Here is a 22,922-nt window from a genome sequence, read left to right on the forward strand (position 1 = left end):
AGGAAAGAAAATGACGAAGAAAGCTGATTACATTTGGTTCAATGGCGAGATGGTTCCGTGGGGAGAAGCAAAGGTACACGTGATGTCCCACGCCCTGCACTACGGTACTTCCGTGTTTGAAGGCATCCGTTGCTACGACTCGCACAAAGGGCCAGTGGTGTTCCGTCATCGTGAACATATGCAGCGTCTGCGTGATTCCGCCAAAATCTACCGTTTCCCGGTTTCTCAGAGCGTTGATGAACTGATGGAAGCCTGCCGCCAGGTTATCCGTAAAAATAATCTGACCAGCGCCTATATTCGTCCGCTGGTCTTTGTCGGCGATGTGGGCATGGGTGTTAACCCGCCAGAAGGTTATACCACCGATGTAATCATCGCGGCCTTCCCGTGGGGAGCATACCTTGGTGCAGAAGCGCTGGATCAGGGGATCGATGCAATGGTTTCTTCCTGGAACCGCGTTGCGCCAAACACTATCCCGACTGCGGCAAAAGCGGGCGGTAACTATCTCTCCTCTCTGCTGGTTGGCAGCGAAGCACGTCGCCACGGCTATCAGGAAGGGATCGCGCTGGATGTGAACGGCTATATTTCTGAAGGAGCTGGTGAAAACCTGTTCGAAGTGAAAGATGGCGTGCTCTTTACGCCGCCGTTCACCTCTTCCGCTCTGCCGGGAATTACCCGCGATGCCATCATCAAGCTGGCGCAGGATCTGGGCCTTGAAGTGCGCGAACAAACGCTGTCCCGCGAATCCCTCTATCTGGCTGATGAAGTGTTCATGTCTGGTACTGCGGCAGAAATTACGCCGGTTCGCAGCGTTGATGGTATTCAGGTGGGCGAAGGCCGCTGCGGCCCGGTCACCAAACGTATTCAGCAAGCATTCTTTGGCCTCTTTACCGGTGAAACCGAAGATAAATGGGGCTGGTTGGATTCAGTAAACCAATAAAAAATTCATATTTCCCCCAATGAACGACGTTACAGGGGAAAGACAGACGGGAGTAAACAGAGCATGCCTAAGTACCGTTCCGCCACCACCACTCATGGCCGCAATATGGCGGGTGCCCGCGCGCTGTGGCGCGCTACCGGAATGACAGACGCTGATTTCGGTAAGCCGATCATTGCTGTCGTGAACTCGTTTACCCAGTTCGTGCCGGGTCACGTGCACCTGCGCGATCTCGGTAAGCTGGTTGCTGAGCAAATCGAAGCCTCCGGCGGCGTGGCAAAAGAGTTCAATACCATCGCCGTTGATGACGGGATCGCTATGGGGCACGGGGGCATGCTCTATTCACTGCCGTCGCGCGAGCTTATCGCCGATTCCGTTGAATACATGGTCAATGCCCACTGCGCCGATGCGATGGTCTGCATCTCCAACTGCGACAAAATCACCCCAGGGATGTTGATGGCCTCTTTGCGCCTGAACATTCCGGTGATCTTTGTTTCCGGCGGCCCAATGGAAGCCGGCAAAACCAAACTGTCTGACAAAATCATCAAGCTTGATCTCGTTGATGCGATGATTCAGGGGGCTGACCCGAAAGTCTCTGACTCTCAGAGTGACCAGATTGAACGTTCCGCCTGCCCGACCTGCGGCTCCTGCTCCGGTATGTTTACCGCGAACTCCATGAACTGCCTGACCGAAGCACTGGGTCTTTCTCAGCCAGGTAACGGCTCACTGCTGGCAACGCACGCTGACCGTAAGCAACTGTTCCTCAACGCGGGCAAACGCATCGTTGAGCTCACCAAACGTTACTACGAGCAGGATGATGCCAGCGCGCTGCCACGCAATATCGCTAACAAATCCGCATTCGAAAACGCCATGACGCTGGATATCGCCATGGGCGGCTCCACCAACACCGTTCTGCACCTGCTGGCGGCCGCGCAGGAGGCGGAAATCGACTTCACCATGAGTGATATTGATAAACTGTCCCGCAAAGTACCGCAGTTGTGTAAAGTCGCGCCGAGTACGCAGAAATACCATATGGAAGATGTGCACCGTGCGGGTGGTGTGCTGGGCATCCTCGGGGAGCTGGATCGTGCCGGGCTGCTCAACCGGGATGTGAAAAACGTACTGGGCCTGACCCTGCCGCAGGCGCTGGAACAGTACGATGTGATGCTGACCCAGGACGAAGCGGTGAAAAATATGTTCCGCGCGGGTCCTGCCGGTATTCGTACCACGCAGGCGTTTTCGCAGGATTGCCGCTGGGACACGCTGGATGACGACCGTGCCGAAGGGTGCATCCGTTCTCTGGAGCATGCCTATAGCAAAGATGGCGGCCTTGCCGTGCTGTACGGTAATTTCGCTGAGAATGGCTGCATTGTTAAAACCGCCGGCGTGGATGACAGTATCCTGAAATTTACCGGTCCGGCAAAAGTGTATGAGAGCCAGGATGACGCGGTGGAAGCGATCCTTGGTGGGAAAGTGGTGGCGGGTGATGTGGTGGTTATCCGCTACGAAGGGCCGAAAGGCGGGCCGGGCATGCAGGAGATGCTCTACCCCACTACCTTCCTGAAATCGATGGGCCTCGGTAAAGCCTGTGCGCTGATAACCGATGGTCGTTTCTCCGGCGGTACGTCTGGCCTCTCTATTGGTCACGTCTCTCCGGAAGCCGCCAGTGGCGGGAACATTGCAATTATTGAAGATGGCGACATGATTGCCATCGACATCCCGAACCGTGGCATTCAGTTGCAACTGAGCGATGCCGAAATTGCGGCACGTCGTGAAGCTCAGGAAGCGCGAGGTGCGCAGGCGTGGACTCCGGCGTCTCGCGAACGTGAGGTTTCCTTCGCGCTGCGTGCTTATGCCAGCCTCGCCACCAGCGCAGATAAAGGCGCTGTACGCGATAAATCCAAACTTGGGGGCTGATGATGGCCGAGTCGCAACCCCTTTCCGCCGCCCCCGAGGGGGCGGAGTATCTGCGTGCCGTGTTACGTGCTCCGGTTTACGAAGCCGTACAGGTCACGCCGTTACAGAAAATGGAAAAACTCTCTTCTCGCCTCGATAACGTCATTCTGGTCAAGCGTGAAGACAGGCAGCCAGTACACAGCTTTAAGCTGCGTGGTGCTTACGCGATGATGGCCGGCTTAACGGCAGAGCAGAAAGCACGCGGCGTGATCACGGCGTCGGCAGGCAACCACGCCCAGGGCGTGGCCTACTCTTCCGCCCGGCTTGGCGTTAAGGCCCTGATTGTGATGCCGACGGCAACCGCAGACATCAAAGTCGATGCGGTGCGAGGTTTCGGCGGTGAAGTGCTACTGCATGGTGCCAATTTTGATGAAGCCAAAGCCAAAGCGCTGGAGCTTTCTGCACAACAGGGTTTTACCTGGGTGCCGCCATTTGATCATCCGATGGTGATTGCCGGGCAGGGCACACTGGCGCTGGAACTTCTCCAGCAGGATGCCCACATTGACCGGGTTTTTGTGCCGGTTGGCGGCGGTGGCCTGGCGGCAGGTGTCGCCGTGCTCATCAAACAGTTAATGCCGCAAATCAAAGTGATTGCCGTCGAAGCCGAAGATTCAGCCTGCCTTAAAGCGGCGCTGGAGGCCGGTCAGCCGGTCGATCTTCCGCGGGTTGGGCTGTTTGCTGAAGGTGTGGCGGTTAAGCGGATTGGCGATGAAACGTTTCGTGTGCTTCGGGAGTATCTTGACGACATTATTACGGTCGACAGCGATGCGATTTGTGCGGCCATGAAAGACCTGTTTGAGGACGTGCGTGCAGTAGCTGAACCCTCTGGCGCTCTGGCGCTGGCAGGGATGAAAAAGTACGTAGCGCAGCATAACATTCGCGGAGAACGTCTTGCGCATGTACTCTCCGGTGCCAACGTAAACTTCCACGGCCTGCGTTACGTGTCAGAGCGTTGCGAACTGGGTGAACAACGTGAAGCCCTGCTGGCGGTCACCATTCCCGAAGAGAAAGGCAGCTTCCTGAAATTCTGCCAGCTGCTGGGGGGACGTTCGGTTACTGAATTCAACTACCGCTTTGCGGATGCAAAAGATGCCTGCATTTTTGTTGGGGTGCGTCTGAGCCGGGGGCTGGAAGAGCGCAAAGAGATCCTGCAACTGCTGAACGAAGGTGGTTATAGCGTGGTGGATCTGTCTGATGACGAAATGGCGAAACTCCATGTGCGCTATATGGTTGGCGGGCGACCATCGAAACCCTTAAAAGAGCGGCTGTTCAGCTTTGAATTTCCCGAGTCGCCGGGCGCACTGCTGAAATTCCTGCATACGCTCGGTACGCACTGGAACATCTCGTTATTTCACTACCGCAGTCATGGCACCGATTATGGTCGCGTACTGGCAGCATTTGAACTGGGCGAACATGAGCCGGATTTCGAAACCCGACTCAATGAGCTGGGTTATGACTGTCATGATGAGACGCACAATCCCGCTTTCCGCTTCTTCCTCGCAGGCTAAGCTGTTTTCATTGCGCAACAAGGCACGATTTATCGTGCCTTGTTTATTGATGACGCGCCAGGCGGTTGCGCTGCTGTTTCAACTTTCAATAGCGCTTACGACGATAAAACAGGCTGATTTAATGGATATCTATTTTTCAACAGGAGCAGTGACATGAAAGCCGATAAGTCATTACTGTATGCCTGCGTTATTAATGATTTAACGTTGATTAAAGAGAGACTGGCAGACGCGTCTTTGGCGCAACTTAACAAGCGGACCCAACAAGAGGGTACGCCCCTTCACGCGGCATCCTTACATGAAAACAGAGAAGCGGTTGATCTTCTCTTAGCCGCAGGCGCGGATATCGAAGCGGGAAACTTTTTAGGTAATAACGCAATGTTAACCTGCATTGCCGAAGGCAAATTAGCGATGGCCAGATACCTGATTGAGAAAGGGTCTGACATCAATAAAAAGGGCTGCCAAAATCGACATGCACTCAATCAGCTGATTTGCTATGCATGGGATCGAGACTTCGCACAATACCTGTTGAGTCAGGGGTGCGATATCAATCAAACCTCGCGTGATAAGTATGATTTATTGAATATCGCGGCCTGTAACAACAATACTGACGCGCTTGATTTCCTGCTCTCCAGTGGCATCAGTCAGACACACATTGCCTCTGCGCTATGTTGGGGAATACTGAAAAATGCCGTGGAAGCCGTGACGCTGTTGCTGCAACGGGGTGCCAGCCTGGAGGCGATGTACCCTGAATTAAAAGGCCTTGAAAAAGGGGTCTATCATCAGGCTGCGGTTAAAGAGAACGGTGAAGCAATGCTGGAACTGCTGTCAGATGCGGGCATTGATTTCAGCCTGCCGCCTGTACGCGCTGTGGTGGTGGGACTTGAAAAAACAACGTTAAGCCCGCTTGAATATGCTAAAGCACATTTAACGGCCTGGCCGCAATCTCTGTGGCTTAATAATAATATTAAGATTATGGCTGGCCAGCCAAAGTAGGCCGGGCAGAACAAGCTGCCCGCAAGGGAGCACGGCTCTGTGTGTGCTATGCTCCCTGCGCCTTTATTTCATGACCGTCTCACGCACATATTTATCCAGTGCTTTCGACTCATAAAACGTCATGCACTGCGCCAGCACATTGTTTGCTTTACCACTCTCGTCTTTTAGCGACAGCGTCAGTTTATCGAAATCTTTGGTCTCTCTGGCAACAAATGCCCGGAACGCATCCCAAATGCCCGCATTGCCCAGCGCATAACTTTCTACCAGAAATGAGGCATCATGAGCGGGGGCAGAAAAGGTATCTGCAGGGGTGAGATCGCGATAGTTTTGTAGCAGGCACTGCTTTAAGGCGAGATGTTTCACATCCTGGACGGTCACGCCCTTAGGTTTTGCCTGGACACCAACGCACATTGCCATCAGCACAATGAGCAGAGCGGTTCTGGTACGCATAGTCTCTCCTTATCAACCCTGAACAATTTTCCAGAACGCATCAATCAGCGGTTCATGCAGCCGTTTTTTCTGCACGCAGACGCCAAGCTCAAACGGCGTTTCCGCATCGTTGCGTTCCAGAATCATCACACGATTACGCACGGGTTCCGGACTGTTTTCCAGTACCACTTCTGGTAGTAGCGCGACGCCACAACCGAGCGCGACCATTGACACCATCGCCTCATGCCCGCCCACAGTGGCATAGATAGAGGGGTTACTGATTTTTTGTCGACGGAACCAGAGCTCAATGCGGCGACGTACAGGCCCCTGGTCCGCCATGATAAACGGCACCTGTGACCAGTCAGGTTTTTCCACCGAAACCTGATTGCGTACCGGGCAGGGTAGCGCCGGCGCGATCAGTACAACGGCCAGATTCTCAAGGATCGCAAAGGCCACCGCGCCGGGCAGGGTTTCCGGCTTGCCGGCAATCGCTAAGTCGGCTTCACCGGTTACCACTTTTTCCATGGCGTCGGCAGCATCGCCGGTGGTGAGTTTGATTTCAACCGAAGGGTGCTCCGCGCGGAAGCGGTCAAGAATGGGGGGCAAGTGGCTGTAGGCGGCGGTTACCGAACAGAAGATATGCAATTCCCCTGACAGCGACGGGCCTTGTTGATCGATGGCGTGACGCAGTTGCTGGTATTGCAGCAGCGTCTGCTGCGCAAAAGTGCGCAGTTCTTCCCCTGCTTCTGTCAGCGTCACGGTTCGGTTATCACGAACAAACAGCGGCTGGCCCAGATCTTCTTCAAGGCGCTGAATCTGTCGGGAAAGGGTGGAGGGACTTACGTGCATCGCCCGCGCACTGCGACCAAAATGGCGGCTTTCCGCCAGATGTAAAAACGTTTTCAGATCGCGTAAATCCATGAGACTGGCTCCACATTTTTACATTGCAAAAATTGCAATGTCACATTGTTAATATATCAATTTAAGCAACACATTTCCTGTTGTAATGTGGGTACATTCTCGCGTTACAGCGAACCGAACAATAAGCACGACACATCGACGAGGTTTCACCATGGCTAACTACTTTAATACATTGAATCTGCGCCAGCAGCTGGCTCAGCTGGGTAAATGTCGCTTTATGGCGCGTGATGAATTTGCGGATGGCGCAAGCTTCCTGCAAGGTAAAAAAGTGGTCATCGTCGGTTGTGGCGCCCAGGGTCTGAACCAGGGGCTGAACATGCGTGACTCTGGTCTGGACATCTCCTATGCGCTGCGTGCAGAAGCGATCGCGGAGAAACGTGCCTCCTGGCGTAAAGCGACCGAAAACGGTTTTAAAGTCGGTACCTATGAAGAGCTGGTGCCGCAGGCCGATCTGGTGGTTAACCTGACGCCGGACAAGCAGCACTCCGACGTTGTACGTTCCGTACAGCCGCTGATGAAAGATGGCGCCGCGCTGGGTTACTCCCACGGTTTCAACATCGTCGAAGTGGGCGAGCAGATCCGTAAAGACATCACCGTGGTGATGGTTGCGCCGAAATGCCCGGGCACCGAAGTGCGTGAAGAGTACAAGCGTGGTTTCGGCGTGCCGACGCTTATTGCTGTTCACCCGGAAAACGATCCTAAAGGTGAAGGTATGGCGATTGCTAAAGCCTGGGCTGCGGCAACCGGTGGTCACCGTGCGGGCGTGCTGGAGTCTTCCTTTGTTGCCGAAGTGAAATCTGACCTGATGGGTGAGCAGACCATTCTGTGCGGTATGCTGCAGGCGGGTTCTCTGCTGTGCTTCGATAAGCTGGTGGAAGAGGGTACCGACCCGGCATATGCAGAAAAACTGATTCAGTTTGGCTGGGAAACCATCACCGAAGCGCTGAAACAGGGTGGCATTACGCTGATGATGGACCGCCTGTCCAACCCGGCAAAACTGCGTGCTTATGCGCTGTCTGAACAGCTGAAGGGCATCATGGCCCCGCTGTTCCAGAAGCACATGGACGACATCATCTCCGGCGAATTCTCCTCCGGCATGATGGCGGATTGGGCCAATGACGATAAGAAATTGCTGACCTGGCGTGAAGAGACCGGCAAAACGGCGTTCGAAACCGCTGCGCAGTTCGATGGCAAAATCGGCGAGCAGGAGTACTTCGATAAAGGCGTTCTGATGATTGCGATGGTGAAAGCGGGCGTTGAGCTGGCGTTCGAAACCATGGTGGATTCCGGCATCATTGAAGAGTCTGCTTACTACGAGTCCCTGCACGAACTGCCGCTGATCGCCAACACCATTGCCCGTAAGCGTCTGTACGAAATGAACGTGGTTATCTCGGATACTGCAGAATACGGTAACTATCTCTTCTCTTACGCCTGCGTACCGCTGCTGAAAGAGTTCATGACCACGCTGCAAACCGGCGATTTGGGCCAGGCTATCGCTGAAGGCTCCGTTGATAACGCCCAGCTGCGTGATGTTAACGAAGCTATCCAGGCTCACCCGATTGAAGCAGTAGGTAAGAAACTGCGTGGCTATATGACCGATATGAAACGTATCGCGGTAGCAGGTTAAGTTAAAAAAGCGGGTAGCCGTTCGGCTGCCCCAAATCTGCTTTAATTAGAAAAGCCTGATGAGCGCATGCGCCATCAGGCTTTTTTTCGTAGGTCACTAAATAATCTGCGTCAGGTATTGTTATAATGTAACTTATGTAATATCGTAAGTTACATGAAAATAAATAACTCATTCTCAGCCACACTTCACATCCTGCTGCATATGGAGCAGGCGGATAAACCCATGACCTCGGAACAGATGGCCGCCTTTATTGACGGTAATCCGGCATTCATCCGTAAATTGCTTGCCGGACTTCGTGAAAGCCAGATTGTCGGGGCCATAAAAGGACACCACGGCGGCTGGCGGCTATGTCGTCCTGCCAGCGAGGTTACGCTCTACGATATTTATGTCGCGTTGGGTGAACCTGCGCTGTTTGCATTAGGGAATCGCAGCGAGAACCCGGCATGCCTGGTAGAACAAGGGGTTAACCGGATGATGTCCTCTACGCTTGCGGATGCTCAGACGCTAATTCTGGAACGCTTTAAGGGGCTGACCCTTCAGGATATTGGCCTGGAATTTATGTCTTATTTCAACGAGAAGGGGCACGAGTCATGATGTCTGAATTACTCACCGATGTTACCACTTGCCTGATGATCGCCCTGGCAGCCAGCAGCATCTCAATGACGATAACGCAAACCGAACTGTTCGCTGCGTTTCGCGAGTGGATGACCAGAAAGAATGCAATGATGGGGCACCTTTTCCACTGTTTTTACTGTCTGAGTCACTGGGTGGTGTTTGGTGGGATGCTGGTTTACCGCCCGGCGTTACTGCACAGTAGTTTTGCGTTTATCGATTGGGTGATGACCGCTTTTATCACCATCACGCTTGCCACTCTCATCAACGGACTGATGTTCAAAGTTTTCCAGGCAGCCGTCAGCACACATGTGATGAAACATAACGCCCAGCAGACGCTGCAATCGCAGAAATAAAAACTGGCGTCGCTGGCGAATTACAGAGCACGCTGGTGCCCTCACCCCGACTCTCTCCCACGGGGCTTAAGAATCCCCAGAAAATAATACGAGCACGGAAAGTCCCCTCGCCCCTTTGGGGAGAGGGCCAGGGTGAGGGGAAATATGCGGCGCTTATGGTCATTCCTTTCACCTCATGTTCCTTGCTTGTCTGTCACGCCAGGACCCGTGAACGTGCCAGGGTGGTTCACCGCCACCACCCTGGCGACCCGGGCAGCCGTCAACGCCTCATCGATTTTCAGCCAGACCCTGTCATCGCGGTGACGGTTTTATTCTCATTGCGCCGTGGTATCGCTGTAAAACGTCATAGTACTGGGGATTCTTCAGCCCACGGGGAGAGGGTGCAAACACTAAACGCCCTCTCCTGGAGAGGGCGTTGCAGTTTATTTCCGGTACAGCACCTTGATAATGTGGTAACCGAACTGGGTGTGCAGCGGGCCGGTTGGCTCCAGCTCCGGGCAGGAGAAGACGACTTTATCGAACGCCGGGACCATCTGACCCTGACGGAATTCGCCTAAGTGACCGCCTTTTTTACCTGACGGGCAGGTGGAGTGTTTCTTCGCCAGCTTCTCGAAATCGCCGCCGTTTTTCAGTTGTTCCAGAAGATCGAGTGCCAGTTTCTCTTCTTTCACCAGGATATGCATTGCTGCCGCTGTTTTTGCCATGATCGCGCCTTAACGTGTTGGGGATAAATCAGTGCGCAATAGTAGCATGCGTTAGCGGCGATACAGCACCTTGATGATGTGGTAACCAAACCTGGTTTTTACCGGTCCAAAGGGAGTGAGCAAGGGGCCACTGAACACCGCTTTATCGAAGGGGCCAACCATCACGCCCTGTTTAAACTCCCCCAGATCCCCACCGTTACGCGCCGATGGGCAGGTGGAATGGCGTTTTGCCAGATAGTCAAAGCCTGAGCCTTTTTCCAGTTTTGCCAGGATCTCCTGCGCCAGTTTTTCGGTTTTCACCAGAATATGCAGTGCAGCTGCGGTCTTCGCCATTTTTCGTATCCTGTGATCTCAACATGTCCCCACACTTTACCATCCGCGGGTAAATCTCCCTTCGGCTTTCTGCTACAATCCTCCCCCCGTTCGAAGATTGAGCAATATGTCCATGCGTCTTAACCCTGGCCAACAACAAGCCGTAGAATTTGTAACTGGTCCTTGCCTGGTGCTGGCAGGTGCTGGTTCCGGTAAAACCCGCGTTATCACCAACAAAATCGCCCATTTGATCCGCGAGTACGGATATCAGGCGCGCCATATCGCAGCGGTGACATTTACCAACAAAGCGGCGCGCGAGATGAAAGAGCGTGTCGGGCAAACGCTGGGGCGCAAAGAGGCGCGGGGTTTGATGATTTCGACGTTCCACACGCTGGGACTGGACATTATCAAGCGCGAATTCGCCGCGCTGGGGATGAAATCCAATTTTTCGCTTTTCGACGATACCGATCAGGTCGCCTTGCTAAAGGATCTCACCGAAGGGCTGATCGACGATGATAAAGTGGTATTGCAACAGCTGATCTCGACGATCTCTAACTGGAAAAACGATCTTCTTACTCCCGCGCAGGCTGCAGCACGCGCCAGCGGTGAGCGGGATCGAATTTTTGCCCATTGTTATAGTCTCTACGATGCACATCTTAAGGCCTGCAACGTACTGGATTTTGACGATTTGATTTTGCTTCCCACGCTGTTGTTACAGCGCAATGAAGAGGTGCGGGAGCGCTGGCAAAACAAAATTCGCTATCTGCTGGTGGATGAATACCAGGATACCAACACCAGCCAGTACGAGCTGGTCAGGCTGCTGGTAGGACAGCGCGCACGTTTCACGGTGGTGGGTGATGACGATCAGTCCATTTACTCCTGGCGTGGTGCACGCCCACAAAACCTCGTACTGCTGAATGAAGATTTCCCGGCCTTGCAGGTCATCAAGCTTGAGCAGAACTACCGCTCCTCAGGGCGTATTCTGAAAGCCGCGAATATCCTGATTGCGAATAACCCCCATGTGTTTGAAAAGCGTCTTTTCTCTGAGCTGGGCTATGGTGCTGAACTGAAAGTGCTGAGCGCTAACAATGAAGAGCACGAAGCGGAGCGCGTGACCGGTGAACTGATTGCGCATCACTTTATAAATAAGACGGAATATAAGGATTACGCCATCCTCTACCGCGGGAACCACCAGTCCCGGGTATTTGAAAAATTCCTGATGCAAAACCGTATTCCTTACCGCATCTCCGGCGGTACGTCATTTTTCTCGCGACCTGAGATCAAAGACTTACTGGCTTATCTGCGCATTCTGACGAACCAGGATGATGACAGCGCCTTCCTGAGGATTGTGAATACCCCGAAGCGTGAAATTGGCTCCGCGACGCTGCAAAAACTGGGGGAATGGGCAATGGTTCGCAATAAGAGCCTGTTTGCCGCCAGCTTTGACGTGGGGCTTAACCAGACGCTTACCGGGCGTGGCTATGAATCTCTGACCCGTTTTACTCACTGGCTGGGTGAAATTCAACGGCTGGCAGAGCGGGAGCCTATTGCCGCAGTGCGCGATCTCATTCACGGCATTGATTATGAGTCCTGGTTGTATGAAACCTCCCCCAGCCCGAAAGCCGCTGAAATGCGTATGAAGAACGTCAATACGCTCTTTACCTGGATGACAGAGATGCTGGAAGGGGATGAACTTAACGAGCCTATGGCACTCGATCAGGTGGTTACACGGTTCACGCTGCGCGACATGATGGAACGGGGAGAGAGTAACGAGGAACTGGATCAGGTGCAGTTAATGACACTGCATGCCTCAAAAGGTCTTGAGTTTCCTTATGTGTTTATGGTGGGAATGGAAGAGGGTTTCCTTCCGCATCAGAGCAGCATTGATGAAGATAATATTGATGAGGAGCGCCGACTGGCTTATGTCGGTATCACCCGTGCGCAAAAAGAGCTGACGTTTACCCTGTGTAAAGAGCGACGCCAGTATGGCGAGCTGGTGCGCCCTGAGCCGAGCCGTTTTCTGCTGGAGCTACCGCAGGATGATGTGAACTGGGAGCAGGAGCGCAAAGTTATTACGCCAGAGGAGCGCATGCAGAAAGGTCAGTCCCATGTTGCAAATATGAAAGCGATGCTGGAACGGGCAAAAGGCAGGGCATAAAGGTTAATCCCGCTCCGGCTAAAGGGCGGGATGCGCTGGATGGCTTAGAGCACTTCTATTGGCCAGTGGACGTAGCTTTGCCACTGGCTCTCCTGATCAATTAACTCCGCGCCAAGCGGATGACTCGCCATCCAGCCTTCGGGCAAGCGCAGCGTTAACTTTTCACCCTCAGCGTGCAGGGTGATAGCTGGCAGGAGGTCATCGCGGCGGCGGCTGGCAAAAATAATCGCCAGACGCAGCAGGCGGCAAAGATGCTCTGCAACACGGGGCGGCACGGCATTCTGCTGATGGAGAGAGGAGAGATCGACAGGATTGGTCTGGTTCAGCAGCAAGGTGGCCAGCAGCTTTTTCTGGGCAGGCGTAAAGCCGGGCAGGTCCAGATTTCTTACAAGCCAGGCGGCATGCAGCGGCGCCTGTTTAAACTCAATGCTTAAACCAATTTCATGCAGTTCGCAGGCAACATGCAGGATTTCAACACTGTAGGTGTCTAAATCCCAGGATTCTGCAACGCTGCGGGCAAACAGGGCGGCGAGCGTGGTGACACGTCGTGCCTGGTCGGTATCAATAATAAAGCGGCGTTGAATATTGCGCAGGGTGCGACTGCGAATGTCCTGATCTACGGTCAGATGTAACATGCCATAGACCAGTCCTTCACGAAGCGCACCGCCAGCAAGCGTCATGCTCTCGATGTTCATTTCGGTAAAAATGGCAATCAGGATGGCAAGGCCGCTCGGGAAAACCAGCGCTCGTTCCAGCGTCAGGCCTTCAATCTCCAGCTCTTCCAGACGGCCGCACTGTATGGCCCGCTGTTTCAACTGCTGCAGTTTAGCGAGAGTAATGCGTTCATCCATCCCCTGCGCCATCATGATTTCCTGCAACGCCTGAACCGTTCCGGAGGCACCAACGCATACCTGCCAGCCGTGGCGACGAAGCTCATCAGCTACCGGACGCAGTACCTCACGGGCGGCGTGCTCTGCGGCGTCGAAATTCTCCTGAGCAAGGTTGCGATCGGTAAAAAATCGCTCGAGCCAGGTGACGCACCCCATAGAGAGGCTGAAAAGAGAGGTGGCCTGCGCCCCCGTTCCGGTAACCAGTTCGGTACTGGCTCCGCCAATATCGACCACCAGCCGACGATCTGAACCACCCGTTGTATGCGCAACGCCCTGATAAATCAGCCGGGCTTCTTCTTCGCCGCTGATAACCTGAACCGGGCAGCCAAGAATTTCTTGCGCTTTGGCGATAAAATCATTCGCATTGACCGCCAGCCGCAACGTTGCGGTCGCAACCACACGAATTTGGCCGGGGGGAATATCCTGCAAGCGCTCGGAAAACAAACGCAGACATTGCCATCCACGTTCCATCGCTTCCTGGGAAAGGACGTTGTCCCGACCCAAACCCGCAGCAAGACGCACTTTGCGTTTCACGCGGGTCAGCGTCTGAATACTGCCAGCCACCTCGCGAACAACCAGCATATGAAAACTGTTTGATCCTAAATCAATAGCGGCATAAAGCGAGGCGGAAGCGAGCATATCTTTTAACCTGAACGACGACGATTACGTGGTGCGCTATTACGGCGCGGTCCACTGCCAGAACGCGATCGCACCAGACGTTTTGCAGGCGGCAAATCGGTTAACAGCGCATCCGGGTTGTATTTGCTAACCGGGATAGAGTGGCTGATATAGGTCTCAATCGCCGGTAGGTTCAGCGCATATTCTTCACAGGCAAGGCTGATGGAGTGACCGCTGGCGCCTGCACGACCGGTACGACCAATACGGTGAACGTAATCTTCGCAATCGTCTGGCAGGTCATAGTTAAAGACGTGCGTCACTGCCGGAATATGCAAACCACGCGCTGCGACGTCGGTCGCAACCAGAATATCCAGGTCGCCACGGGTAAACTCTTCCAGAATACGCAGACGTTTTTTCTGCGCGACGTCGCCAGTCAGCAGGCCAACGCGGTGTCCATCTGCTGCCAGATGACCCCAGATATCTTCGCAGCGGTGCTTGGTGTTGGCGAAAATAATGGCGCGATCGGGCCACTCTTCTTCGATCAACGTTTGCAGCAGACGCATTTTCTCTTCGTTAGAGGGATAGAAAAGCTCTTCTTTAATACGGTGGCCGGTTTTCTGTTCCGGTTCGACTTCCACGTATTCAGCGTTGTTCATCTGCTCAAACGCCAGTTCACGTACGCGGTAAGAGAGGGTGGCGGAGAACAGCATATTAAGGCGCTGGGTGACCGGCGGCATACGGCGGAACAACCAACGAATGTCTTTAATAAAGCCCAAATCGTACATGCGATCGGCTTCGTCGAGCACCACGACCTGGATAGCGCCAAGGTTAATGTGGTTCTGCTTTGCATAATCAATAAGGCGACCGGTGGTGCCGATAAGAATATCGACGCCGCTTTCAAGCACTTTTAATTGCTTATCGTAACCGTCGCCGCCGTAGGCGAGACCCAGTTTCAGGCCCGTTGATTGTGCCAGAGGTTCGGCATCAGCATGAATTTGTACGGCTAATTCACGGGTAGGTGCCATGATAATCGCGCGCGGTTGGTTTACCTTGCGATCGTCAATAGCGGGGTGAGAAAGCAGATAATGAAACGTTGACGTCAAAAACGCCATCGTTTTGCCGGTACCGGTTTGCGCCTGCCCTGCAACATCACGGCCAGCCAGCGTCAGCGGGAGGGCCAGTGCCTGTATGGGCGTGCAATTATGAAACCCTTTAGTTTCAAGGGCTTCAATCACCTTCGGGTGCAGGGCGAAGTCGGAAAACTTCTGTTCAGTCAAATGTGTTTTGCTCATAGTGTGGTAGAATATCAGTTTACTATTGCTTTACGAAAGCACATCCGTTCAAATAAACGGGGTGAAATAAAGTCAACCTTTAGTAAGGTTATGCTACATACACTAACAAGGTAGACATAATCCTGTGGAGTAAATATGAGCGATAAAATTATTCACCTGACAGACGACAGTTTTGACACGGATGTATTAAAAGCCGACGGGTTGGTTCTCGTCGATTTCTGGGCAGAATGGTGCGGCCCGTGCAAAATGATCGCCCCGATTCTGGATGAAGTCGCTGGCGAATACGAAGGTAAACTGACCGTTGCGAAGCTGAATATCGACCAGAACCCAGGCACAGCGCCGAAGTATGGTATCCGCGGTATTCCGACCCTGCTGTTGTTCAAAAACGGCGAAGTGGCGGCGACGAAAGTGGGCGCACTGTCCAAAGGTCAGCTGAAAGAGTTCCTGGACGCAAACCTGGCGTAACTCCTCGAATCTCAGCCGGTGCGGCCGTTATCCTAAATTAAGGGGATCGCTGGACGCCCGGCTTCAGTCGTGCTAATTTAGTTTTGACTTCGTTTTGAACATACCTTGTAGTTTGAACCTTGTTTTACCCGATGCTTCCCGCTAAGAACGATTGTTGCGAGAGAAGTGGATAGATTCCGGGCTTGTCACTTAATTCCGTCTTGTCGTTTCAGTTCTGTGTACTCTCCTGTGACCAGGCAGCGATTGGACATAAGTGATGGCCGCTAACAGGCATGGATGACCCTGCCATACCATTCACAACATTAAGTTCGAGTTCTACCCCGAGTTTAAGAACCCACACCATTATGAATCTTACCGAATTAAAGAATACGCCGGTTTCTGAGCTGATCACTCTCGGCGAAAATATGGGACTGGAAAACCAGGCTCGTATGCGCAAGCAGGACATCATTTTTGCCATCCTGAAGCAGCACGCAAAGAGTGGCGAAGATATCTTTGGTGACGGTGTACTGGAGATATTGCAGGACGGATTTGGTTTCCTCCGCTCCGCAGACAGCTCCTACCTCGCCGGTCCTGATGACATCTACGTTTCCCCCAGCCAAATCCGCCGTTTCAACCTCCGCACTGGTGATACCATTTCTGGTAAGATTCGTCCGCCGAAAGAGGGTGAACGTTACTTTGCGTTGTTGAAAGTTAACGAAGTTAACTACGACAAACCGGAAAACTCGCGTAACAAGATCCTGTTCGAGAACTTAACGCCGCTGCACGCAAATTCTCGTCTGCGTATGGAGCGTGGTAACGGTTCTACCGAGGACTTGACCGCTCGCGTACTGGATCTGGCATCGCCAATTGGGCGTGGTCAGCGTGGTCTGATTGTGGCACCGCCAAAAGCGGGTAAAACCATGCTGCTGCAAAACATCGCGCAGAGCATTGCCTACAACCACCCGGATTGCGTGCTCATGGTACTGCTCATCGATGAACGTCCGGAAGAAGTGACCGAGATGCAGCGTCTGGTGAAAGGTGAAGTGGTTGCATCCACCTTCGACGAACCTGCATCTCGCCACGTTCAGGTTGCTGAAATGGTTATCGAGAAGGCGAAACGTCTTGTGGAGCACAAGAAAGACGTCATTATCCTGCTCGACTCCATTACCCGTCTGGCGCGTGCCTACAACACCGTTGTACCGGCTTCCGGTAAAGTGTTGACCGGTGGTGTGGACGCTAACGCCCTGCACCGTCCGAAGCGTTTCTTTGGTGCTGCACGTAACGTGGAAGAGGGCGGTAGCCTGACGATTATCGCGACCGCGCTGGTTGATACCGGCTCTAAAATGGATGAAGTCATCTACGAAGAGTTTAAAGGCACCGGTAACATGGAACTGCATCTGGCACGTAAGATCGCTGAAAAACGCGTCTTCCCGGCCATCGATTACAACCGTTCCGGTACGCGTAAAGAAGAGCTGCTTACGACGCAAGAAGAGCTGCAGAAAATGTGGATCCTGCGCAAGATTATTCACCCGATGGGTGAAATCGATGCGATGGAATTCCTCATCAATAAGCTGGCAATGACGAAGACGAACGATGAGTTCTTCGACATGATGAAGCGCTCTTAATACAAATAAACCTCGGAAACGCCACGTTTTTACGTGGCGTTTTTCATTTATGGGCTATACGCTATATGCACAGGGACAGGCATAGTCCAACGCAGGCCACCCCAACGTAAACGTCAAGGGTAACAATCTTCTGATTGCTTGATAAATATACTAAAACGCCTGTGGATGACCTGCTTTCTCCTTTTTGGAGCGTGGCATCGTCGTTATACTGCCAGGATTAACATTCGCTGAGAGCTTGCATTGTGAATTTACTCACTGCGTTTACTGAATTATTCAGTATTTTCTTATTCACGACCGCGTTTTTGTTTTTTGCCCGGAAAGTGGCCAAACGCGTCGGTCTGGTGGATAAGCCCAACTTCCGCAAACGGCATCAGGGACTGATTCCGCTGGTTGGGGGAATTTCAGTCTACGCGGGGATCTGCTTCACCTTCGGAATCGCCGATTACTATATCCCCCACGCTGCCCTTTATCTTGCCTGCGCAGGCGTGCTGGTCTTCGTTGGTGTCATGGACGACAGATTCGATATCAGCGTCAAAATCCGCGCACTGATCCAGGCCCTTATTGCCATTGTGATGATGACGGTGGGCAAACTCTATCTGAGTAGTCTGGGCTATATCTTCGGCACCTGGGAAATGGTGCTGGGTCCCTTTGGCTATTTGCTGACCCTGTTTGCTATCTGGGCCGCCATCAACGCCTTTAATATGGTGGATGGCATTGACGGGCTGCTCGGCGGTCTCTCCTGCGTCTCTTTCGCCGCCATTGGGATCATTTTGTGGTTTGATGGCCAGATAAGCCTTGCGATGTGGTGCTTTGCCATGATTGCGGCCATTCTGCCTTACATCATGTTAAACCTCGGGGTACTGGGACGGCGGTATAAAGTCTTCATGGGCGATGCAGGCAGTACGTTTATTGGCTTTACGCTCATCTGGATCCTGCTGGAAACCACCCAGGGTAAAACCCACCCAATTAGCCCCGTTACCGCGCTCTGGATTATTGCAATCCCGCTTATGGACATGGTGGCGATCATGTACCGCCGTTTGCGTAAAGGGATGAGTCCATTTTCAGCTGACCGCCAGCATATCCACCACCTCATCATGCGTGCCGGGTTCACTTCCCGACAAGCCTTTGTACTGATTACTTTCGCTGCAGCGCTGCTGGCAACCGTGGGGGTCGTGACGGAATATACCCACTTCATCCCTGAATGGGTGATGTTGGCATTATTTTTGCTATCCTTCTTTTTATACGGTTACTGCATCAAGCGTGCCTGGAAAGTGGCGCGTTTTATTAAGCGCGTGAAGCGTAGAATTCGCCGCAACAGCGGTAATAAACCAACACTAACCAAGTAAATCCGGGAAAGAGATGACTCAACCATTGGCGGGAGCACCTTTAGCAGGTACGGAAAATGAGCTGGATATTCGTGGTCTGTTTCGTACCCTTTGGGCTGGAAAATTATGGATTGTGGGAATTGCGCTGCTGCTGGCGTTAGTCGCCTTAATCTGGACATTCTTTGCGCGCCAGGAGTGGGGAGCCACGGCCATCACCGACCGACCCACGGTAAACATGCTGGGAGGGTATTACTCTCAGCAGCAGTTTTTACGCAATCTGGATGTCAAAGCCAATCTCGCCCCCGCAGAGCAGCTTTCCGTCATGGATGAGGCGTATAAAGAGTTCGTGATGCAACTGGCCTCCTGGGATACACGCCGTGATTTCTGGTCGCAGACGGATTACTTCAAGCAGCGCAAAGTGGGTAACAGTAAAGCGGACGCCGCTATGCTGGATGAATTGATTGATAATATTCAGTTCAGCGCTGGCGATGTTACCCGCAATTTAAATGACAATATTAAGCTCACAGCAGAAACGGCGCCCGACGCCAATAATTTGCTCCGTCAATATGTTGCTTTTGCCAGCCAGCGTGCGGCAAGGCACCTGAATGATGAACTTAAAGGGGCATGGGCGGCGCGAACTATTCAGATGAAAGCGCAGGTCAAACGTCAGGAAGAGGTGGCAAAAGCTATCTTCAACCGCCGCGTCACCAGCGTAGAAAATGCCCTTAAAGTCGCCGAACAACACAATATTTCTCGCAGTGAAACGGAAGTTCCGCCAGCAGAGTTGCCGGATTCCGAGTTGTTTTTACTCGGTCGCCCGATGCTCCAGGCGCGACTGGAAAATTTGCAAGCAGTAGGGCCGGAGTTTGATCTGGATTACTTCCAGAACCGGGCCATGCTGAACACGCTAAACGTAGGTCCTACACTCGATCCCCGTTTTCAGACATATCGTTATTTGCGCACGCCGGAAGAACCGGTAAAACGCGACAGTCCGCGTCGTGCTTTCCTGATGATTATGTGGGGAGTGGTAGGGGCATTGATTGGCGCAGGCGTTGCGTTAGCGCGTCGCCGTACATTCTAACTCGCTGTCTATGATGAAGGCTTTTTGCCTTCATCCACCTAATCGAAGAGAAACGTTGTGAAAGTACTCACCGTATTTGGCACACGCCCGGAAGCCATTAAAATGGCACCACTGGTTCATGCGCTGGCAAAGGATCCTGATTTCGACGCAAGGGTATGCGTCACTGCGCAGCATCGGGAGATGCTCGATCAGGTATTACATCTCTTTTCTATCGTACCGGACTATGATCTGAACATTATGCAGCCCGGTCAGGGACTGACAGAAATTACCTGTCGTATCCTGGAAGGGCTGAAGCCTATCCTGGAGTCCTTCCGCCCGGATGTGGTGCTGGTGCATGGCGATACCACCACAACGGTCGCCGCAAGCCTGGCTGCCTTTTATCAGCGTATTCCGGTTGGCCATGTCGAAGCAGGATTGCGCACTGGTGACCTGTCGTCACCCTGGCCTGAGGAGGCCAATCGCACACTGACGGGCCACCTCGCACTCTATCACTTCGCCCCCACGGAAAATTCGCGCAGTAATCTGCTACGTGAAAACATCGCTGATAAACATATTTATGTCACCGGCAATACCGTAATTGATGCGCTTTTCTGGGTGCGTGACAGCATTCTGAATAACCCCTCCATAGAGGAGGAGCTGGCGGCACGTTACCCCTTCCTCGATCGGAACAAGAAGCTGATTCTGGTCACCGGACACCGTCGCGAAAGCTTTGGTCGTGGCTTTGAAGAGATTTGCCATGCGCTGGCCGAGATTGCCGCACATCACAATGATGTACAAATCGTCTATCCGGTTCACCTCAATCCCAACGTCAGCGAGCCGGTAAAGCGCATTCTCGGACATGTGGACAACATCACGCTCATTGAGCCGCAAGACTATCTGCCCTTCCTGTGGCTGATGAACCATGCCTGGCTTATCCTCACCGATTCCGGTGGGATTCAGGAGGAGGCGCCTTCACTGGGCAAACCCGTGCTGGTGATGCGCGACACCACTGAACGTCCGGAAGCTGTAGATGCCGGTACCGTCAGGCTGGTGGGAACAAACTGCCAGCGCATTGTTGAAGAGGTATCACGCCTACTGAATGACAGCGACGCCTGGCAAATCATGAGTCGCGCCCACAATCCCTATGGAGACGGGCAGGCCTGTGGTCGAATTTTGCACGCACTGAAAAATAATCGGGTAACACTATGAGCTTCACAACCATTTCCGTCATTGGCCTTGGCTATATTGGACTGCCAACCGCAGCGGCTTTTGCTTCCCGGCAAAAACAGGTCGTGGGGATCGACATTAACGCCCACGCTGTAGAGACCATCAATCAGGGCAAAATCCACATTGTTGAACCGGATCTGGACAACGTGGTGAAAACCGCCGTTGAGGGTGGCTGGTTGCGCGCCAGCACCACGCCCGTTGAGGCTGATGCATATTTGATTGCCGTGCCTACTCCTTTTAAAGGCGAGCATGAGCCTGACATGAAATATGTCGAAACGGCGGCGAAATCTATCGCACCGGTGCTTAAAAAAGGGGCGCTGGTTATTCTGGAGTCCACTTCACCGGTGGGCGCCACCGAACAGATGGCCGAATGGCTGGCGCAAGCCCGCCCGGATCTGACCTTTCCGCAGCAGGTGGGTGAAGAGGCTGATATCAATATCGCCTACTGCCCGGAGCGCGTACTGCCCGGCCAGGTGATGGTTGAGCTTATCAAAAACGACCGCGTAATAGGTGGGATGACGCCGGTCTGCTCGGCACGCGCGAGCGAGCTATACAACATCTTCCTTGAAGGCGAATGTGTGGTTACCAACTCCCGCACCGCCGAAATGTGCAAACTGACAGAAAACAGCTTCCGTGATGTGAACATCGCCTTTGCTAATGAGCTGTCGCTGATTTGCGCCGATCAGGGGATCAACGTCTGGGAGCTGGTGCGCCTCGCGAACCGCCATCCACGTGTGAATATTTTGCAGCCAGGGCCAGGGGTCGGTGGGCACTGTATTGCCGTTGACCCGTGGTTTATCGTGGCGCAAAACCCGCAGCAGGCGCGTCTGATTCGTACCGCGCGTGAAGTGAATGACAGCAAACCCCACTGGGTGCTCAGTCAGGTAAAAGCGACGGTTGCTGATTGCCTCGCCGCCACGGACAAGCGCGCCAGCGATATAAAAATTGCCTGTTTTGGCCTGGCCTTTAAGCCCAATATTGACGATCTGCGGGAAAGTCCGGCGATGGAAATTGCCCACAGTATTGCTCAATGGCATAGCGGCGAAACGCTGGTTGTTGAGCCGAATATTCACCAGTTGCCAGCGCGCATGGCAGGCCTTGGCGTGCTGGTGGAGCTGGACGAGGCGCTGACCAGAGCCGATGTGCTTGTCATGCTGGTCGATCACAAAGAATTTAAAGCCATTGCGGCAGACAGCGTCAGGCAAGGCTACATTGTCGATACTAAAGGCGTCTGGCGCTAAGGCACAGTTATGGCGATACACGGCACTCTTGAAGAACTGGCATGGGAAAGTGCCTTTTTTGGCCTTCGTAGCGCCATTCTGCGCTTGCAGGACGACGCGCCCGCGCTGGCCCTGACCAGTTTAGACGACTGGGCCCGCGTACAGGTTAAAATCCCGGCGCCACACGTTCATCAACTGGATGCTTTGCAGCAGGCAGGATTTAAGCTGGTCGAAGGTGAGGCTGATTTTGCCCTCACGGTGCCGGTAAAAGGTACCGACCCGCAGGCGCACACTGCCGTAGACGCTGACATAGCGCCGCTGCGTCAGATGGCGGCAAATCTGTTCAGCCAGAGCCGTTTTCGCGCGCCCTGGTACCCTCCTGAAGCCAGCGGACGCTTCTATGCACAATGGATCGAGAACGCCGTAAAAGGCGTGTATGACCATGAATGCCTGCTGTTTCGAACCGCAAACGGCGAGGTTTCTGCTTTTGTTTCCCTGCGCCAGCTCAACGACCATGAGGCCAGAATTGGCTTACTGGGCGGGTATGGGGCAGGGGAAAAACTGATGCTGGCGGCATGCCATTGGGCACGCCAGCGACAGCTCACAACACTTCGCGTGGCGACGCAGATAGGTAATCTTGCCGCCATCAAACGTTACACTCGCAGCGGTGCGATAATGGAAAGCACCGCTTACTGGTTATACAGGTGACTC

Annotated in this window: 22 protein-coding genes; 16 read left to right on the forward strand and 6 right to left on the reverse strand. The window is 53.4% G+C overall.

Annotated features, from left to right (window positions below; genetic code table 11):
* The first annotated feature begins 10 nt into the window (after positions 1–10).
* The 4 genes from M1D91_RS00725 to M1D91_RS00740 all read left to right on the forward strand — a co-directional run bounded on the left by M1D91_RS00725 (position 11) and on the right by M1D91_RS00740 (position 5,391).
* Entirely contained in the window at positions 11–937 is a 927-nt protein-coding gene (locus tag M1D91_RS00725; protein WP_437433026.1) for a branched-chain amino acid transaminase, read from the forward strand.
* A gap of 63 nt (positions 938–1,000) precedes the next feature.
* Positions 1,001–2,851, forward strand: coding sequence for a dihydroxy-acid dehydratase (ilvD, locus tag M1D91_RS00730; RefSeq protein ID WP_437433025.1), 1,851 nt, complete (start codon positions 1,001–1,003; stop codon positions 2,849–2,851).
* A gap of 2 nt (positions 2,852–2,853) precedes the next feature.
* Positions 2,854–4,398 (forward strand): threonine ammonia-lyase, biosynthetic, encoded by a 1,545-nt coding sequence (gene ilvA, locus M1D91_RS00735; RefSeq protein WP_437433035.1) that lies wholly within the window; start codon positions 2,854–2,856, stop codon positions 4,396–4,398.
* Between the two features lie 153 nt (positions 4,399–4,551).
* Entirely contained in the window at positions 4,552–5,391 is an 840-nt protein-coding gene (locus M1D91_RS00740) for an ankyrin repeat domain-containing protein (protein WP_437433024.1), read from the forward strand.
* A 63-nt stretch (positions 5,392–5,454) separates the two neighbouring features.
* Here the strand turns inward: M1D91_RS00740 and M1D91_RS00745 are convergent, their stop codons facing one another.
* Both M1D91_RS00745 and ilvY read right to left on the reverse strand, forming a co-directional pair.
* A complete protein-coding gene (locus M1D91_RS00745; protein WP_437433023.1) occupies positions 5,455–5,841 on the reverse strand; it encodes a hypothetical protein in 387 nt (128 codons plus the stop codon).
* 12 nt (positions 5,842–5,853) lie between these two features.
* The gene (gene ilvY, locus M1D91_RS00750) at positions 5,854–6,741 is read right to left on the reverse strand and encodes an HTH-type transcriptional activator IlvY (RefSeq protein WP_437433022.1); all 888 of its coding nucleotides are present in this window, start codon (positions 6,739–6,741) and stop codon (positions 5,854–5,856) included.
* Between the two features lie 151 nt (positions 6,742–6,892).
* On the opposite strand from ilvY, the gene ilvC reads away from it, so the two are divergent.
* From ilvC to M1D91_RS00765, 3 genes are all read left to right on the forward strand, one after another.
* A complete protein-coding gene (gene ilvC, locus M1D91_RS00755) occupies positions 6,893–8,368 on the forward strand; it encodes a ketol-acid reductoisomerase (protein WP_437433021.1) in 1,476 nt (491 codons plus the stop codon).
* A gap of 153 nt (positions 8,369–8,521) precedes the next feature.
* Positions 8,522–8,962, forward strand: coding sequence for an Rrf2 family transcriptional regulator (locus M1D91_RS00760; RefSeq protein WP_437433020.1), 441 nt, complete (start codon positions 8,522–8,524; stop codon positions 8,960–8,962).
* Positions 8,959–9,336: a DUF1360 domain-containing protein gene (locus tag M1D91_RS00765; RefSeq protein ID WP_437433019.1), complete on the forward strand. Its 378-nt coding sequence runs from the start codon at positions 8,959–8,961 to the stop codon at positions 9,334–9,336. Before M1D91_RS00760 ends, M1D91_RS00765 begins: the two co-directional genes overlap by 4 nt.
* A gap of 422 nt (positions 9,337–9,758) precedes the next feature.
* Here M1D91_RS00765 and ppiC (M1D91_RS00770) read toward each other — a convergent pair whose 3' ends face one another.
* Positions 9,759–10,040 carry a peptidylprolyl isomerase PpiC gene (gene ppiC, locus M1D91_RS00770; RefSeq protein WP_039055076.1) on the reverse strand — a complete coding sequence of 94 codons (282 nt, stop codon included), beginning with the start codon at positions 10,038–10,040 and terminating at the stop codon, positions 9,759–9,761.
* A 51-nt stretch (positions 10,041–10,091) separates the two neighbouring features.
* Positions 10,092–10,373, reverse strand: a complete 282-nt coding sequence (gene ppiC / locus M1D91_RS00775; protein ID WP_437433018.1) for a peptidylprolyl isomerase PpiC — start codon at positions 10,371–10,373, stop codon at positions 10,092–10,094.
* A gap of 112 nt (positions 10,374–10,485) precedes the next feature.
* On the opposite strand from ppiC (M1D91_RS00775), the gene rep reads away from it, so the two are divergent.
* Positions 10,486–12,510, forward strand: a complete 2,025-nt coding sequence (gene rep, locus M1D91_RS00780) for a DNA helicase Rep (RefSeq protein WP_437433034.1) — start codon at positions 10,486–10,488, stop codon at positions 12,508–12,510.
* A 44-nt stretch (positions 12,511–12,554) separates the two neighbouring features.
* On the opposite strand, the gene gppA is transcribed toward rep, so the two are convergent.
* Both gppA and rhlB read right to left on the reverse strand, forming a co-directional pair.
* The gene (gppA, locus tag M1D91_RS00785; protein WP_437433017.1) at positions 12,555–14,039 is read right to left on the reverse strand and encodes a guanosine-5'-triphosphate,3'-diphosphate diphosphatase; all 1,485 of its coding nucleotides are present in this window, start codon (positions 14,037–14,039) and stop codon (positions 12,555–12,557) included.
* Between the two features lie 5 nt (positions 14,040–14,044).
* Positions 14,045–15,310: an ATP-dependent RNA helicase RhlB gene (gene rhlB / locus M1D91_RS00790; protein ID WP_437433016.1), complete on the reverse strand. Its 1,266-nt coding sequence runs from the start codon at positions 15,308–15,310 to the stop codon at positions 14,045–14,047.
* Between the two features lie 135 nt (positions 15,311–15,445).
* Here rhlB and trxA point away from each other — a divergent pair, with 135 nt between their 5' ends.
* The 8 genes from trxA (at position 15,446) to rffC (ending at position 22,919) form a co-directional block, all read left to right on the forward strand.
* Positions 15,446–15,775, forward strand: coding sequence for a thioredoxin TrxA (gene trxA, locus M1D91_RS00795; protein WP_437433015.1), 330 nt, complete (start codon positions 15,446–15,448; stop codon positions 15,773–15,775).
* 165 nt (positions 15,776–15,940) lie between these two features.
* Positions 15,941–16,042 carry a hypothetical protein gene (locus tag M1D91_RS00800; protein ID WP_437433014.1) on the forward strand — a complete coding sequence of 34 codons (102 nt, stop codon included), beginning with the start codon at positions 15,941–15,943 and terminating at the stop codon, positions 16,040–16,042.
* A 77-nt stretch (positions 16,043–16,119) separates the two neighbouring features.
* A complete protein-coding gene (gene rho / locus M1D91_RS00805; RefSeq protein WP_064327923.1) occupies positions 16,120–17,379 on the forward strand; it encodes a transcription termination factor Rho in 1,260 nt (419 codons plus the stop codon).
* Positions 17,380–17,621: 242 nt separating this feature from the next.
* On the forward strand, positions 17,622–18,725 hold the full coding sequence (gene wecA / locus M1D91_RS00810; protein WP_437433013.1) for a UDP-N-acetylglucosamine--undecaprenyl-phosphate N-acetylglucosaminephosphotransferase: 1,104 nt from the start codon (positions 17,622–17,624) through the stop codon (positions 18,723–18,725).
* Positions 18,726–18,738: 13 nt separating this feature from the next.
* Positions 18,739–19,785: an ECA polysaccharide chain length modulation protein gene (gene wzzE / locus M1D91_RS00815; RefSeq protein WP_437433012.1), complete on the forward strand. Its 1,047-nt coding sequence runs from the start codon at positions 18,739–18,741 to the stop codon at positions 19,783–19,785.
* Positions 19,786–19,842: 57 nt separating this feature from the next.
* Positions 19,843–20,973 carry a non-hydrolyzing UDP-N-acetylglucosamine 2-epimerase gene (gene wecB, locus M1D91_RS00820; protein ID WP_437433011.1) on the forward strand — a complete coding sequence of 377 codons (1,131 nt, stop codon included), beginning with the start codon at positions 19,843–19,845 and terminating at the stop codon, positions 20,971–20,973.
* Positions 20,970–22,232 (forward strand): UDP-N-acetyl-D-mannosamine dehydrogenase, encoded by a 1,263-nt coding sequence (wecC, locus tag M1D91_RS00825; protein WP_437433010.1) that lies wholly within the window; start codon positions 20,970–20,972, stop codon positions 22,230–22,232. The genes wecB and wecC overlap by 4 nt, the downstream gene beginning before the upstream one ends.
* Positions 22,233–22,241: 9 nt before the next feature.
* Positions 22,242–22,919 (forward strand): dTDP-4-amino-4,6-dideoxy-D-galactose acyltransferase, encoded by a 678-nt coding sequence (gene rffC, locus M1D91_RS00830; protein ID WP_437433009.1) that lies wholly within the window; start codon positions 22,242–22,244, stop codon positions 22,917–22,919.
* Positions 22,920–22,922 lie beyond the last annotated feature (3 nt).

Source organism: Enterobacter sp. SA197 (genome assembly GCF_054131575.1).